We start from the raw sequence: 15,172 nt of genomic DNA on the forward strand, positions 1-15,172 counted from the left end.
GACAGCCCTGAAGGGCGGACACGCTAGCGTGCCTACGTAACGTTACAGATCGCAGTGATTCTGACAACCACAAAGGAGACGTCCGGATGGAGATCAGTGGGAAGAAGGTCGTCGTCATCGGCGGCGCCTCGGGAATGGGTCGTGCCAGCGCCGAGCTGCTGCACGAACGCGGCGCGGATGTCGCGATTCTCGACCGCGAGGGTTCCGACGGTAAGACCGTCGCCGAGGGTGTCGGGGGCACCTTCTACCCGGTTGACGTCACCGACTTCACCGGCACCGAGGAGACCCTGCAGACGGCGGTCGACAAGCTCGGCGGTCTGCACGTCATCATCACCACCGCCGGTGGTGGCATCGCCAAGCGCACGATGACCAAGAGCGGTCCGCACGACCTCGAGTCCTTCCAGTCCGTGATCGACCTCAACCTGATCGCCAGCTTCAACATCAGCCGGCTCGCCGCCGCGCACATGGCCAAGAACGAGCCCGAGGACGAGGAGCGCGGCGTCATCATCAACACCGCGTCGATCGCGGCGTTCGAGGGCCAGATCGGGCAGGTCGCCTACACCGCAGCCAAGGCCGGCATCGCCGGCATGTGCCTGACCATGGCGCGTGACCTGGGCTCGCTGGGCATCCGGGTGCTGGCCATCGCGCCCAGCCTGTTCGCCACCGGACTGACCCAGGGCATTCCGGACGAGTTCGCCGCGGCGCTCACCAAGGACGCGGCGTTCCCCAAGCGCCTCGGCCGTCCGGAGGAGTACGCGAAGCTGGCGGCGGCCATCGTCGACAACCCGATGCTCAACGGGCAGTGCCTGCGCCTGGACGCCGGGCAGCGGTTCGCGCCGAAGTAGACGCCCCCGTTGGGGCCCTCCCCGCATTAAGTACACTCTTTAGGCAGCCGCCCCGCTTCCCCTCGAAGCGGGGCAGGCCACCCAGCTTCAGCTCCGGCGAAGCGGACCGCGCGGCGGTCCGAGCGGGAGCGCGACGATCACACCCGGCTGGCATGCGGCGCGAGGAGGGCCCCTCATGGGTATCGCAATAACCGACGATCATCGTGAACTCGCCGAGGTGGCTCGCGGGTTCTTGACCTCGCAGAAGGCGCGGTGGGCCGCGCGATCGCTGCTCGACGCCACGGACGAGCCGCGCCCCGGGTTCTGGCCGAACCTGGTCGAGCTCGGCTGGCTCGGCCTGCACGTCGACGAGGAGTACGGCGGCTCGGGCTTCGGGCTGCCCGAATTGGTCGTGGTGATCGAAGAACTCGGTCGGGCGGTGGCGCCGGGGCCGTTCGTGCCCACCGTCATCGCGTCCGCCGTGATCGCCAAAGACGGTACCGCCGAACAGAAGTCACGGCTGCTGCCCGGCCTGATCGATGGCACGGTCACCGCTGGCATCGGGCTCGACAGCCAGGTGCGGGTCAGTGACGGCACGGCCGAGGGTGAAGCCGGAATCGTGCTGGGTGCCGGGCTGGCCGAACTGTTGCTGATCGCCGCGGGCGATGACGTGCTGGTGCTCGAACGAGGCCGCGACGGCGTCTCGGTCGAGGTGCCGGAGAACTTCGATCCGACGCGGCGATCCGGACGCGTTCGCCTGCACAACGTGCGCGTCTCCGACGACGACGTCCTGACGGGGGCGAGGCAGTCGGCGCTGGCCCGCGCCCGCACCGTGCTGGCCGCCGAAGCCGTGGGCGGGGCATCGGACTGCGTCGACACCGCCGTCGATTACGCCAAGGTGCGCCAGCAATTCGGCCGGACCATCGCCACTTTCCAGGCGGTCAAGCATCACTGCGCGAACATGCTGGTGGGCGCGGAGTCCGGAATCGCCGCCGTCTGGGACGCCGCCCGCGCGGCGTCCGAGGACGAGGAGCAATTCCGGTTGATCGCCGCGGTGGCCGCGGCCCTGGCCTTCCCGGCCTACGTCCGCAACGCCGAACTGAACATCCAGGTGCACGGCGGAATCGGCTTCACCTGGGAGCACGACGCGCACCTGCACCTGCGCCGGGCGGTGGTGAGCGCCGCACTGTTCGGCGGTGACGCGCCGGCCGCCGACGTCTTCGAGCGCACCGCCGCCGGGGCCGTCCGGGAGAACAGCCTGGACCTGCCGCCGGAAGCCGAGCAACTGCGCACCAGCATCCGCGCCGACGCCACCGAGATCGCCGCCCTGGCCAAAGAGGCCCAGCGCGACAAGCTCATCGAGACCGGCTATGTCATGCCGCACTGGCCCAAGCCGTGGGGACGCGCGGCCGACGCCGTCGAGCAGCTGGTGATCGAGGAGGAGTTCCGCGCCGCGGGCATCAAGCGGCCGGACTACGGCATCACCGGCTGGGTCATCCTGACCCTGATCCAGCACGGAACGCCTTGGCAGATCGAACGATTCGTGGAGAAGGCGCTGCGCAAGGACGAGATCTGGTGCCAGCTGTTCTCCGAGCCCGACGCCGGCTCGGACGCCGCGTCCATCAAGACGCGCGCCACCCGGGTGGACGGCGGCTGGAAGATCAACGGCCAGAAGGTCTGGACCAGCGGGGCGCACTACTGCGCGCGCGGCCTGGCCACCGTGCGCACTGACCCCGATGCCCCGAAGCACGCCGGCATCACCACGGTGATCGTCGACATGAAGGCACCCGAGGTCGAGGTGCGCCCACTGCGGCAGATCACCGGCGGCTCGGACTTCAACGAGGTCTTCTTCAACGACCTGTTCGTCCCCGACGAGGACGTCGTCGGCACGCCCAACTCCGGGTGGACCGTCGCGCGCGCGACGCTGGGTAACGAACGGGTCAGCATCGGCGGCAGCGGATCGTTCTACGAGGGGCTGGCCGACCAACTGGTGCAGCTCACCGAGCAACGCCCGGATCGGTTGGCGGGCGGGCGAATTCGAGTCGGGTCGTATCTCGCCGAGGAAACCGCGCTGCGACTGCTGAACCTGCGGCGCGCCGCGCGCAGCGTCGAGGGCGCGGGCCCCGGCCCGGAAGGCAACGTCACCAAGCTCAAACTGGCCGAGCACATGGTGGAGGGCGCCGCGATCATGGCGGCGCTGCTGGGCCCCGAGGTCGCGCTGACCGACGGTGCCGGTGCCCTGGCCGGCCGGCTGATGATGGGTGCCCGCGGGATGGCGATCGCCGGCGGCACGTCGGAGGTGACGCGCAATCAGATCGCCGAGCGGATCCTCGGCATGCCGCGCGACCCGCTGATCAACTAGCTTTCGTGCTGTGCGCGAGCGTGAGTGTTTGTACGATGACACGCCGCGCGGGCTGGCATTTTGCGCACGCTCGCGGCGTGTGGGCCACTAGGCCGGCGCGAATTGCGCCGCCCCGCCGCTGCCGCGCTCCGGCCGCAGGGCCACGGGCATGCCGCAGCTCACCGAATCAGCTTGGCAGCCAACGATATTGGCGGCGACCCGCAGGCCGCTCTGTTCGGCGAGCTCGACGATCGCGATGACGTACGGGGTGGGGATCTCCGGGTTGTACGGGTGATGGTTGACCGTGTAGGTGAACACGGTGCCACGCCCGGAGACTTCTCGCGCCTCCAGCGCGCCCCCGCACTCGCGGCATTCGCCGCTCGCCGGATGCACCCAGCGCGCGCAGTCCTCGCAATACTCGATGAGCAGCGGCCCGTCCGACACGACGAATACAGTACACTCAATTGATTCGATGCGGCGGCGGGTGTGGTTCTGACGGGCGGTGTACATGACGCATTTCGAAAAGGACGCGATCTTGTCCGGCATCGGGATCTCACGAATCGGCCGCCGCACCGGCATCCCGGGCCTGGAGCTGACCCTGGAGGCGGTGCGCGCCGCCATTGAGGACGCGGGCCTGGCCGCCGGCGACATCGACGGCATCGCCACGCTGGGTGACACACCGGCGGCGGACGTCAACGCCCAGCTGCGCATCGATGCCGCGGACTGCGGATCGGGCTTCGGCACCGGCGGCCTGCTTTCGCCGGTGATGTCGGCCTGCCGCGCGGTCGCCGAACGCCGCGCCCGCCACGTGGTGGTCTACCGGACGATCCAGATGCTCGGCGGAACGGTCCCGGTCAAGCAGGAGAACGCACCGGCCCCGCCGCTGGCGCGCATGTTCGAGACGCCCGAAGGCGAGCCGAAGCCCGCCGTCGGGGCGATGGATGATGTCAACGACCTGGTTGCGGCGCACGCCTATTCCGCCGCCAACTGGCTGGCGCTCAACTGCCGTCGCCACATGGACCTGTACGGGACGACCAAGGAACAGCTGGGCTGGATAGCGCTCAACGGCAGGCGCAACGCGGCGTTGAATCCCCGTGCGGTCTACCGGGATCCGATGACGATGGCCGACTACCTGGGCGCTCGGCTGGTGTCCACCCCGCTGGGGCTGTTGGACTGCGACGTCCCGATCGACGGCTCGGTCGCGGTGGTGGTCTCGCACGCGGAGTACGCCGCCGACTGTCCCCACCGCGCGGTGAAGGTCGAGGCGATCGGCGGGTCCGACGGCGCCGGCGGCTGGTTCCACCGCGCGGACTACCCGAAGATGGCGATGTCGGATGCGACGGCGCAGATGTGGTCGCGCACGACGTTGAAGCCCGCCGACCTCCAGGTGGCCCAGCTCTACGACGGATTCACCTATCTGACCCTGGCGTGGCTGGAAGCGCTGGGGGTCTGCGGCGACGGCCAGGGTGGCCCGTTCGTCGAGGGCGGGCAACGGATCGCCCGCGACGGTCAGCTGCCGCTGAACACCTACGGCGGCCAGCTCTCGGCGGGGCGCATGCACGGCTATTGGGCGCTGCACGAAGGGTGCCTGCAGCTGCGTGGCGACGCGGGGGAGCGGCAGGTGTCGCGCCGCCCCGAGGTGGGCGTCGTCTCCGTCGGCGGTGGGCCCGTCGCGGGGTGCATGCTGCTGACCTGTTGAGCGACAGCGCGATCGGATGACTGAGGAGCCAAGGACCGGCCAGGCCGACAAACTCGCTTCGATCCTCGCCCGCGACATCGAAGCCGATATCGTCCGCCGTGGCTGGACGGTGGGCGAGTCGCTGGGCTCCGAGCAGGCCCTGCAGCAGCGCTTCGGGGTGAGCCGGTCGGTGCTGCGGGAGGCGGTCCGCCTGGTCGAACACCATCAGGTAGCGCGGATGCGCCGCGGGCCCAACGGCGGGTTGTACATCTGCGAGCCCGACGCGGGGCCCGCCACCCGCGCGGTCGTCATTTATCTCGAATACCTGGGCACGACGCTGGGCGACTTGCTCAACGCCCGCCTGGTGCTCGAGCCGCTGGCGGCCTCGCTCGCCGCCGAGCGGATCGACGAGGCCGGCATCGAGCGGCTGCGGGCGGTGCTGCAGGCCGAACAGCAATGGAAGCCCGGTTTACCGGCGCCGCGCGACGAGTTCCACATGGCGCTGGCCGAGCAATCCAAAAACCCGGTGCTGCAACTGTTTATCAACGTCCTGATGCGGCTCACCACCCGCTACGCGTTGGCGTCGCGAGCGGATTCGGCGACCGAGGCGATCGAGGCGGTCGACCACCTGCACGCGCACCATTCCGCGATTGTCGCGGCCGTCACGGCCGGCGATCCGGCGCGCGCCAAGACGCTGTCCGAGCGACACGTCGAGGCCGTCACCGGCTGGCTGGAACAGCATCACGCGGGCGACGCGAGCCGGGGCCGCACGAGGCGCCGGCGGCTCGATGCCGAGGCCCCCAAGGGCAAACTGGCCGAGATGCTGGCCGTCACCATCGGTGACGACATCGCCGCGAGCGGCTGGCACGTGGGTTCGGTCTTCGGCACTGAGACGGCTCTGCTGGAGCGCTACCGGGTGAGCCGTTCGGTGCTCCGCGAGGCGGTGCGGTTGCTCGAATACCACTCGATAGCCCACATGCGCCGCGGGCCCGGTGGCGGGCTGGTCATCGCCCAGCCCGCGGCACAGGCCAGCATCGACACGATCGCGCTGTACCTGCAGTACCGCAACCCCAGCCGCGAAGACCTGCGATGCGTCCGCGACGCCATCGAGATCGACAACGTCGCCAAGGTGGTCAAGCGGCTGAGCGAACCCGAGGTGGCGGCGTTCCTGGCCGGCCATCGGTCCGGACTGCCGGACAACGCACGCCAGACCGCAGACGACGTGCGGCAGGCGATCGCGGAGGAGTTCAACTTCCACGTCGGTCTGGCGCAGCTCGCCAGCAATGCGCTGCTTGGCCTGTTCCTCCGGATCATCGTCGAGCTGTTCCGCCGGCACTGGTCGAGCACCGGGCAGGCGCTGCCGACCTGGTCGGACGTCCTGGCCGTGCACCACGCTCACCTGCGGATCGTCGAGGCGGTCGAGGTGGCCGACGAGAGCGTGGCCGCCTATCGCCTGCGCCGTCATCTCGACGCGGCCGCCTCGTGGTGGCTGTAGAAAGCGCGATCACCGACCGTCGAGGCGGCCGCTCCGATGAGGCGAACGTAAATGTGATCTGTTGCGCGGTATAGCGAAGGCCCGTCTGGGGTACTGGAAGGGAGGGACGGCGTGAGCCGACTCAGCAGGGGGTTGGCGTAAGTGATCGAAAGCGAGAGCGCTGAAGTGACGGCGGGCAGCGAAGCCAGACAATACGGTTTCGTCCACTCCGCATCGATTTATCACTCTCAGCGGGAATTTTTGGATTTGGTAGGCCGCTTCGTCGGCGACGGTCTGGCTATGGGCGAGGCGGTTTTGCTTGCGGCGCCGCCCGAGACCCTGGCCCTGCTGCACGACGAGTTGTATGGCGGCGGCGCGTTGCCGGCCGACGTGCGCATGGTCGACATTACCGAGGTGGCCCGCAACCCGAGCCGGTTCATGGCGATGGAGGGTGCGTTTATCGACGAACACCCGGACCAGCGAGTCCGGATCGTCAGCCAGCTGGCGTGGCCCGGCCGTACCGACGAGGAATTCGTCTCCTGCATCGAGCATGAAGCGCTGGTCAACGAGGCGATGGACGGGTACCCGGCGACGAGCCTGTGCCTCTACGACGCGAGCCGGCTGCACGAGGACGTGCTGTCGAACGCGCGCGCGACGCATCCGCTGCTGTGGGAATGCGGCGTGCTGCAGCGCAGCCCGAATTTCGCGCCCAGGGACGTGCTGGAACGCTGCAATCAACCGCTGGCCGCCGGTCCCGGGGCGGTCACATACATGGTCCGCAAGTCGGCTGACCTTCGGCCGGCCCGGTCCTTCGCCGTGGACTACGCGGGCTGGATGGGGCTGTCCCAGGACAGCATCGAGGATCTGCAGTTGGTCGCCACCGAATTGGCCACCAACAGCCTGATGTACACCGGAGGCGCCTGCCGGCTGGCGTTCTGGCAGGACGACGGGCACCTGGTCTGCGAGGCACGCGACACCGGGCGATTCGACGACCCGATGGTGGGCCGCCTGGATCCGGGGCCCTGTGGTCCGGCGAGTCGCGGCCTGTATCTGGTCAACGCCATCTCGGACCTGGTGCGGACCCACACCACCAGGACCGGTACGACGATTCAGGCGTATCTGCGGTTCGAGCCCGCCGCCGGCCCGGCTGGGTAGGACGAAACGGTCCACGAAAACAGCGACCCGCCAAGCCCATGGTCCCGGCGGGTCGCTTGTCTTTGTCGGTCAGAGGCCGAGGGCGCCGGTGATCCCGCCGACGATCCCGCCGACCGTGCCGCCGACAGTGCCACCGACCGTGCCGCCGGTGGTGCCGCCCAGCGTGCCCCCGGTGGTGGTGCCGGCGGTGGTCCCGCTCACCAGGCATCCGGTCGGCGCGAACAACACCACGACGAATCCCGCGGCGGCCGCGGTGGCTTTAAGGACCTTCCTTGTCCTCGGTGAATTCATCATCACATCCTTTCACATGGAGGGCATAGCCCCGCGGGTAAACCGTCCGATTTAACGGATGCTACAACGGCTATTAGACACACGTAAAGGCCTATTTTAGTTTGGCTTTCGGGTTTTGTTTCGGTGTCGTCTGCGCGTGAATTAGCCACTGCGGCAGCATCATTCGGAGACAAGCGCCGACGGGTGATCGCGCTTGGGCCAGCAGGATAATCAAAGTATGTCTCGGCGCGGCTGCGCCAATAAAGGGCGATTCGCAGCGCATCAATGCCATTGTTACGGTGCTATTGCGCGCTCAATCCCGGCCGAGGTCGGGTGTGGAATTCTCCGTCATCCGGAACCACCGGATGACGGAGCGAGTGAGGGGAAATGGCGTCCCGCCGAGACCGTGTCCCGGCGGGGCGTCTGTCAATCGGATTAAAGGCCGATGCTGCCCAAGATCCCACCAATCCCGCCGACGCCGGAGCCACCGGCACCGCCGATGAGGCCCGAGCCGCCGGCGCCGCCGGTGACCGTCGTCGCACAGCCCGGTACTGCTAACACCGCGGCAACCCCGACGGCCGCTACGGCAGCTTTGAGGGTTTTCTTGGTGCTCTTCGCCTTCATGATCGCGCCTTCCAGGTGAGGGGTAGTTGAACAGCCGTCTAATTGACTGCTGTCCGGCGACATACCCCCTGTTAAACACGCGTAAACCAAACTTTTAGGACTATTTTCAATATTTTTTTGTACGGTCCGTTTGTGCCGCCCAACCAGGCTTTCGCCCGCGGAAGAAGTTGCAGGAACCTTGACCGGACGTCTAATGTCAACGCTCGTGCGTCTTTTCGAGCGTGTCGTAGTAGCTAGCACCCGCGGCGGGGTCTGAACCTGACCGACCCCCCGCTGTGGGTCGGAAGCTACTGTCGTCGGTCGCTCCTGCTGACCAGAGAAGACCGGCACCATGACCTTCCCCGAGCGTGATCAGCTCCCAAGATTCGAATCCGCCCACGGGTGGTTCGGCGAACGCTTCGGCGTCGCGTTGCCCCGCGGTCTGCGTGAACAGGCCCAAGCCATGTCCTGGGAAGGCTTCGTCGCGACCTATGGGCGCAACGCCGGCCCGCTGCGGCTGGGCGACTGGCAGTGCGCCGAGGACGGCCGCGCCGCGACCCGGCTGGGCCCGCAGCCCCGCGACTACCGGGCCGTCATCGCCGAGGGCGATCGGATCAGCACCGTCACCGCCGCCGCGTCAGGACCGATCGCGGCCCTGACCGCGATGCTGCATGAGCGCGGGATCGCGGTCGAGGTGGTGAAGTTCCATCAGATGCGATCGGCGACCGGCAGCGCGACTTTCATCCGCGGCAGCGACGGCGTCCGCACCGAGTGGGCGATGGGCTGGGCGGACGATCCGACGCACTCGGCGCTGCGCGCCGTGATCGCCTGCGCCAACCGGCTATTCGCCGCCGAGCAAGGGACCGATAGGTGAGTTTCATGTGCGCCAGCGCCAGTGATAGCGCACATGAAACTCGGCCCCTGCCGCGACGGCGGCGGCCGGGGCTGCCGTCGCGGATGTTTACAGCGGCCGGAGCACGATCGGCATGCCGTCCATCGGAATCGGCATGCCACCGTAGTCCCAGTGCGGCTGGTAGCCCGGCCGGGCCAGCTCGAGGCGGTAGCGCCGCAGTAGCCGGTGCACCACGGTCTTGACCTCCAGCTGACCGAACACCATGCCGATGCACTTGTGCGCACCACCGCCGAACGGCGCGAACGCGTACCGGTGCTTTTTGTGCTCCGAGCGCGGTTCGGCGAACCGCTCCGGGTCGAATTTGTCTGGCTCCGTCCACAATTCGGACAGCCGGTGATTCATGCCGGGCCAGATGGTGATGTTGGTTCCGGCCGGGATGTAATGGCCCAGCAGCTCGGTGTCGCGCACCGCCATCCGCATGTTGAACGGCAGCGGCGTCACCATGCGCAGCGACTCGTTCATGATGAGCTCGAGCGTCTCCAGCTTCTCCAGCGACTCGATGTCCAGCGGCCCGTCGCCGAGGCGGGCCGACTCCTCGCGCGCCCGCTCCTGCCACTCCGGGTTGGCGGCCATGTTGTAGACCATCGTGGTGGTCGTCGAGGTGGACGTGTCGTGGGCGGCCATCATCAGGAAGATCATGTGGTTGACGATGTCGGAGTCGGTGAAGCTGTTGCCGTCGTCGTCCTCGGTGTGGCACAGCACGGTCAGCATGTCGTTGCCGCTGGCGTTGCGGCGGTCCTTGACCCGCTCGACGAAGTAGTCCTCGAGCAACTTGCGGGCCTTCAGGCCGCGCCACCACTTGAACGGCGGAATCGGCTGCCGGATGATGGCCCCGCCGGCGCGCGTCGTCGTGGTGAACGCCTGGTTGACCTTGGTGACCAGGTCATGGTCGGAACCCGGCTCGTGACCCATGAACACCAGCGATGCGATGTCGAGGGTGAGCTCCTTCATCGCCGGGTGGAACAGGAACCGCGCGTCGTTGGTCGGCCAGTTGGCGACGATGTCGGTGGCGACCCGATCGATGTGCTCGACGTAGCCGGTGAGGCGGCTGCGGGTGAAGGCCTCCTGCATGATCCGGCGGTGATACATGTGCTCGTCGAAGTCGAGCATCATCAGGCCGCGGTTGAAGAACGGCCCGATCACCGGGTGCCAACCCTTCTGCGAGAAGTCCTTGTTCCGGTTGGAGAACACGGCCTGGGTGGCGTCGGGCCCCAGCGCGGTGACCGCCGGCATGATCGGCGAGTCCAGATAGATCAGCGGGCCGTGGTTTCGGTAGAGGTGCAACGCGTAGTCCGGGCCGCCGCGGAACAGCTCGATGATGTGGCCGAGGATCGGGAGCCCGGCGTCGCCCAGCACTGGCTTGAGGTCGCTGCCGGCCGGCGGTTCCGCCAGGACCTTGGTCTGCCACTCGTGGGCCAGCAGGCGCTTCTCGATCGCACCCATTCCCGGGATGGTCTGCAGCGTCGGGGTGAACCGGCGCCGCGCCTGATCCAGCAGGTAGTGCGGGGTGCTGATGGTGGCGGTCATAAACGCTCCTTTGCGTGCCCTCCCGGTGACGGCCGTCACTGATTTATAACCTTCGCTGAAAAACTTGACGGCTGTCAAGTTTGCTTTTTGCGCGGCGTGGTGCAAGGTCAGGGAGTGACCAGCCAACCCGCCACTCCAGAGCCGGGCGCACGACGACGTGGCGACAAGCAACGCCAGGCGATCGTGCAGGCGGTGCGGGAACTCCTGCAGGAAAAGCCATTTGCCGAGTTGTCGGTCAGCACCATCAGCCTGCGAGCCGGGGTGGCGCGATCCGGCTTCTATTTCTATTTCGACTCCAAGTACGCGGTGCTGGCCCAACTCATGGCCGAGGCGGCCGAGGAGCTCGAGGAACTCACCGAGTACTTCGCCCCCCGGCAGGCCGGCGAGTCGCCCGAAGAGTTCGCCAAGCGGATGGTCGGCAGCGCCGCGGCCGTCTACGCGCACAACGACCCCGTCGTGACCGCCTGCAATGAGGCCCGCAACACCGACGTCGAGATCCGCGATCTGCTCGACCAGCAGTTCGAGGTGGTGCTGGGCCAGATCGTCGGGATCGTCGAGGCCGAGATGAAGGCGGGGACGGCCAGGCCGATCAGCGACGACCTGCCGACGCTGATCCGCACCCTGGCCGGCACCACCGCGCTGGTGCTGACCGGCGACCCGATCCTGACCGGGCGCGACAGCGACCGTGACCGACGGGTGCGGGTCCTCGAGCAGTTGTGGCTGCACGCGCTGTGGGCGGGCCGTCCCTAGGACTGTGGTACCGCCGGTATCGTCACGGCCATGGCGCAGAGGGAATCCGGGCGGTCTTTCGCGGGGAAGCGGTGCCTTGTCACCGGAGCGGCGAGCGGGATCGGCCGCGCGACGGCATTGCGGCTGGCCACGCACGGCGCCGAGCTCTACCTGACCGACCGCGACCGCGACGGGCTCGAACAGACCGTGGCCGACGCGCGCGCCCTGGGCGCGCAGGTCCCCGAGCATCGCGCGCTGGACATCGCCGACTTCGACCAGGTGGCCGCCTTCGCCGCCGACGTCCACGCCGCCCATCCGAGCATGGACCTCGTGCTCAACATCGCCGGCGTATCGGCATGGGGCACCGTCGACCGGCTGACCCATGAGCAGTGGAGCAAGATGATCGCCATCAACCTGATGGGCCCGATCCACGTCATCGAGACCTTCGTCCCGCCGATGGTGGCGGCCGGGCGCGGCGGGCATCTGGTGAACGTGTCCTCGGCGGCCGGGCTGGTGGCCCTACCGTGGCACGCCGCCTACAGCGCCAGCAAATACGGCCTGCGCGGCCTGTCGGAGGTGCTGCGCTTCGACCTGGCGCGCCACCGCATCGGTGTGTCGGTCGTGGTGCCGGGCGCGGTGAACACCCCGCTGGTCGGCACCGTGGAGATCGCCGGCGTGGACCGCGAAGACCCCAACGTCGCGCGGTGGATCCGGCGATTCGCCGGCCACGCCGTCTCGCCGGAAAGGGCCGCCGACAAGATCCTGGCCGGGGTCGCCAGGAACCGGTACCTGATCTACACCTCGGCCGACATCCGGGCGCTGTACGCCTTCAAAAGGCTTGCGTGGTGGCCCTATAGCGTGGCCATGCGCCAGGTGAACGTCATCTTCACCCGCGCGTTGCGGCCCAGCCCGGCGACGATGCAGGCCGCAAAGCGGCCTGAGGAGGAGGCGGGCAATCAGCCCAGCCCGGCGCCGCTAGTCCGGCATGACCAGTTCAAGGCGCACGCCGAGCAGGCGGACCGGCCGGTCGAGCTCGAATAGGTCGAGAACGCGCAGGGCCGCGGCCCCGATGACGCCGCGATCGATGCTGGGCGCATCGAGCTTGCGGATCTTGGTGCGCGTGTAGAAGGTAGCCGTTCGCACGGTGACGGCCACGCGGGTCACGACTCGGCCCTCCGCCAGCACATCCGTCAGCGCCCGATCGGCCAAATCCGTTACGGCCGCGTCGATTTCGGATCGATCGGTGAGATCGCGCGGAAAGGTGACCATGTGGCTGCGCGAGCGCGGCACCCAGGGCTCCGCGCTGACCTGGCTGTCCCCGCCGCCCTTGGCCAAGAGCAGCAGCCACAGCCCGGTGCGCGGGCCGAACGTGGCCGTCAGCACCTCCGCGTCACAGTGGGCCAGCTGCCATACCGTCGTAATCTCAAGATCGGCAAGCTTTTTCGCCGTCTTCGGGCCGACACCCCAGAGCGCGTCCACCGAGCGGTCGGCCATCAGCGGCATCCAGTTCGCGTCGGTGAGCACGAAAATGCCGGCCGGTTTGGCGAGGCCGGTGGCGACCTTGGCGCGCTGCTTGTTGTCGCTGATGCCGACCGAGCAGGACAGTCCGGTTTGCGAGGAGATGACGCTGCGGATCTGCTGTGCGACCTCGACCGGGTCCGGTGCGGTCACCGCGACATAGGCCTCGTCCCAGCCCCAGACTTCGACCGGATGCCCCAGGTCGCGCAGCGCGCCCATCACCTGATCGGAAGCGGCGTCGTACGCGGCGGGGTCCGAGGGCAGGAAGGTCGCCTCGGGGCAGCGACGGGCGGCGGCCCGCAGTGGCATGCCCGCCCGCACGCCGAACTTGCGGGCCTCATACGAGGCACAGGTGACGACCTTGCGCGGTTCGTTCGGATCACCGCTGCCGCCGACAATCACCGGCAGCCCGGCCAATTCGGGATGTCGGCGCAACTCGACCGACGCCAGGAACTGGTCGAGGTCCACGTGCAGGACCCAATCCGGTGCCGCCGCGGGCGCGGGGCTCATCGCCCGCAGAGCTTGCGCGCCAGGCTTTCCCACGCGTCGCCCAGCGTCGCCAGCGTGTGACCGCCCTCGGCCAGTTGGTGCTCGACATAGTCCACGTCCAGCAGCGCGAGCAGCGCGTCGGTCTGGGCATCGAGGTCGCCGGTGGAGTCGGCGGCCTTGAGCAGCACCCGCACGTGCGTGCGCAGCACCATGGCCGGCGCGTTGTGCCGGTTCTGCGGGTGGCGGTTGGCCGCCGCCAGCAGTTCGCAATGGTCGTGAGCGAATCGGATCCGCTCCCGGCCGAACGCCACCAGCCGGTCGGCCGGCGGGGCGCCGGGCCCCAGGGGTGGCGGGCCGAACAGAAACGCCTGCTGAACGGCCTGTTCGTCCTCGTCCAGCAGCACCATCATCAGCCCGGCCCGGCTGCCGAAGCGGCGGAACAGCGTGCCTTTGCCGACCCCGGCGGCGGCGGCGATGTCGTCGGTGGTGACGGCGTCGGCGCCGCGCTCGGCGACCAGGTTTCGGGCAGCCTGGAGGAGCAGAGCGCGGTTGCGCGCCGCGTCGCCGCGTTCGTGCTGCACCACTTGGGGGGCGAGCACACGTAACTCACCCGACCGCTCGCTCACTCCTGCACTTTAGCGCTGCCGGAATAAAACGGACTAGAGTCCGTTTCAACCGTGCGAGGATGTACACAACGACCGAAGGGAAACTCCGATAGTGGCAACCAAAATCTTGGCGTTAGTGGGAAGCCTGCGGGCGGCGTCGATCAACCGCCAGATCGCCGAGTTGGCGCGGGCGGTCGCCGCCGGCGACGTGACGGTCACGATCTTCGAGGGGCTCGGTGAGCTGCCGTTCTATAACGAGGAGATCGACGACGTGATGAACGCCGATGCGCCGCCGCTGGCCCCGGTGGCCGCGCTGCGCGCCGCGGCGGCCGACGCGGACGCCGCCCTGGTGGTGACTCCCGAATACAACGGCAGCTACCCGGCCGTCATCAAGAACGCCATCGACTGGCTGTCCCGGCCGTTCGGCGACGGCGCGCTGAAGGGCAAGCCGCTGGCGGTCATCGGCGGTTCGTTCGGCCAGTACGGCGGGGTATGGGCGCACGACGACACCCGCAAGTCCTTCGGCATCGCCGGCGCGCGGGTCGTGGAGGCGATCAAACTGTCGGTGCCGTTCAAGACCCTGGAGGGCAAGGCGCCCGCCGACCATGACGAGCTGTCCGCGAACGTGCGTGATGTGGTGGGCAAGCTGGCCGCCGAAGTCGGCTGATTGGCAGAAGTCAACAAGCCGCTCGCCGGGCGACCAGCGCGGTTGGCACAACCGAATGGCAGAAGCCGCCAGCTCTGGCTGGCGGCTTTGCTAGCTGCGGGGGTCGCGGTCGCCGTCGGCGGCGATGTCGGTGGTCGCTGCTATACCCCTATATAGAGGCGGCCACGCCTCGGCGTGTGATCTGCGACACGCCGAGCGGGCGGTCAGATTTTTCCGCAACGGGGCTCACGACCAGGGAATTTCAAAATTGTTATTCAGAACATCTTGTATCTCGACATCTTGTCAGCCACTAGGTGTAGTGTTTCGAGCACCGGCAGATCCCAGGACCACCAAGCAAGCCAGACTCGGTGAACCCCCCGAAATCGGCACTCACAGGTCG

At 68.1% G+C, this 15,172-nt stretch carries 15 protein-coding genes; 9 read left to right on the forward strand and 6 right to left on the reverse strand.

Annotated elements, in window-relative coordinates:
- Positions 1-86: 86 nt before the first annotated feature.
- Complete coding sequence (locus tag ACYQ8K_RS04740) at positions 87-845, forward strand: SDR family NAD(P)-dependent oxidoreductase (RefSeq protein WP_459967241.1); 759 nt, start codon at positions 87-89, stop codon at positions 843-845.
- Positions 846-1,020: 175 nt separating this feature from the next.
- A complete protein-coding gene (locus tag ACYQ8K_RS04745; RefSeq protein WP_459967242.1) occupies positions 1,021-3,186 on the forward strand; it encodes an acyl-CoA dehydrogenase in 2,166 nt (721 codons plus the stop codon).
- An 87-nt stretch (positions 3,187-3,273) separates the two neighbouring features.
- On the opposite strand, the gene ACYQ8K_RS04750 is transcribed toward ACYQ8K_RS04745, so the two are convergent.
- The gene (locus ACYQ8K_RS04750; RefSeq protein ID WP_459967302.1) at positions 3,274-3,609 is read right to left on the reverse strand and encodes a Zn-ribbon domain-containing OB-fold protein; all 336 of its coding nucleotides are present in this window, start codon (positions 3,607-3,609) and stop codon (positions 3,274-3,276) included.
- 64 nt (positions 3,610-3,673) lie between these two features.
- Between ACYQ8K_RS04750 and ACYQ8K_RS04755 the strand changes: the two genes are divergently transcribed.
- The 3 genes from ACYQ8K_RS04755 (at position 3,674) to ACYQ8K_RS04765 (ending at position 7,472) form a co-directional block, all read left to right on the forward strand.
- The gene (locus ACYQ8K_RS04755; protein WP_459967243.1) at positions 3,674-4,864 is read left to right on the forward strand and encodes a thiolase family protein; all 1,191 of its coding nucleotides are present in this window, start codon (positions 3,674-3,676) and stop codon (positions 4,862-4,864) included.
- A 16-nt stretch (positions 4,865-4,880) separates the two neighbouring features.
- The gene (locus ACYQ8K_RS04760) at positions 4,881-6,338 is read left to right on the forward strand and encodes a FadR/GntR family transcriptional regulator (protein ID WP_459967244.1); all 1,458 of its coding nucleotides are present in this window, start codon (positions 4,881-4,883) and stop codon (positions 6,336-6,338) included.
- A 141-nt stretch (positions 6,339-6,479) separates the two neighbouring features.
- A complete protein-coding gene (locus ACYQ8K_RS04765) occupies positions 6,480-7,472 on the forward strand; it encodes an anti-sigma factor RsbA family regulatory protein (protein WP_459967246.1) in 993 nt (330 codons plus the stop codon).
- Between the two features lie 69 nt (positions 7,473-7,541).
- Here the strand turns inward: ACYQ8K_RS04765 and ACYQ8K_RS04770 are convergent, their stop codons facing one another.
- Positions 7,542-7,763, reverse strand: a complete 222-nt coding sequence (locus tag ACYQ8K_RS04770) for a hypothetical protein (RefSeq protein WP_459967248.1) — start codon at positions 7,761-7,763, stop codon at positions 7,542-7,544.
- A gap of 414 nt (positions 7,764-8,177) precedes the next feature.
- The gene (locus tag ACYQ8K_RS04775) at positions 8,178-8,366 is read right to left on the reverse strand and encodes a hypothetical protein (protein WP_459967249.1); all 189 of its coding nucleotides are present in this window, start codon (positions 8,364-8,366) and stop codon (positions 8,178-8,180) included.
- A 331-nt stretch (positions 8,367-8,697) separates the two neighbouring features.
- On the opposite strand from ACYQ8K_RS04775, the gene ACYQ8K_RS04780 reads away from it, so the two are divergent.
- Positions 8,698-9,219 carry a homocitrate synthase gene (locus ACYQ8K_RS04780; protein WP_459967250.1) on the forward strand — a complete coding sequence of 174 codons (522 nt, stop codon included), beginning with the start codon at positions 8,698-8,700 and terminating at the stop codon, positions 9,217-9,219.
- 87 nt (positions 9,220-9,306) lie between these two features.
- Here ACYQ8K_RS04780 and ACYQ8K_RS04785 read toward each other — a convergent pair whose 3' ends face one another.
- A complete protein-coding gene (locus ACYQ8K_RS04785) occupies positions 9,307-10,785 on the reverse strand; it encodes a cytochrome P450 (protein WP_459967252.1) in 1,479 nt (492 codons plus the stop codon).
- A gap of 114 nt (positions 10,786-10,899) precedes the next feature.
- Between ACYQ8K_RS04785 and ACYQ8K_RS04790 the strand changes: the two genes are divergently transcribed.
- Entirely contained in the window at positions 10,900-11,535 is a 636-nt protein-coding gene (locus ACYQ8K_RS04790; RefSeq protein WP_459967253.1) for a TetR/AcrR family transcriptional regulator, read from the forward strand.
- A 30-nt stretch (positions 11,536-11,565) separates the two neighbouring features.
- Positions 11,566-12,555 carry an SDR family oxidoreductase gene (locus ACYQ8K_RS04795; RefSeq protein WP_459967254.1) on the forward strand — a complete coding sequence of 330 codons (990 nt, stop codon included), beginning with the start codon at positions 11,566-11,568 and terminating at the stop codon, positions 12,553-12,555.
- On the opposite strand, the gene ACYQ8K_RS04800 is transcribed toward ACYQ8K_RS04795, so the two are convergent.
- Together ACYQ8K_RS04800 and ACYQ8K_RS04805 are read right to left on the reverse strand one after the other, a co-directional pair.
- On the reverse strand, positions 12,490-13,542 hold the full coding sequence (locus tag ACYQ8K_RS04800; RefSeq protein ID WP_459967255.1) for a DNA polymerase IV: 1,053 nt from the start codon (positions 13,540-13,542) through the stop codon (positions 12,490-12,492). The genes ACYQ8K_RS04795 and ACYQ8K_RS04800 overlap by 66 nt on opposite strands.
- Positions 13,539-14,147: a TetR/AcrR family transcriptional regulator gene (locus ACYQ8K_RS04805; protein ID WP_459967256.1), complete on the reverse strand. Its 609-nt coding sequence runs from the start codon at positions 14,145-14,147 to the stop codon at positions 13,539-13,541. Before ACYQ8K_RS04805 ends, ACYQ8K_RS04800 begins: the two co-directional genes overlap by 4 nt.
- 91 nt (positions 14,148-14,238) lie before the next feature.
- Here ACYQ8K_RS04805 and ACYQ8K_RS04810 point away from each other — a divergent pair, with 91 nt between their 5' ends.
- Complete coding sequence (locus ACYQ8K_RS04810; protein ID WP_459967258.1) at positions 14,239-14,793, forward strand: NAD(P)H-dependent oxidoreductase; 555 nt, start codon at positions 14,239-14,241, stop codon at positions 14,791-14,793.
- Positions 14,794-15,172: the final 379 nt, after the last annotated feature.

This window comes from Mycobacterium sp. MUNTM1, from assembly GCF_054660795.1.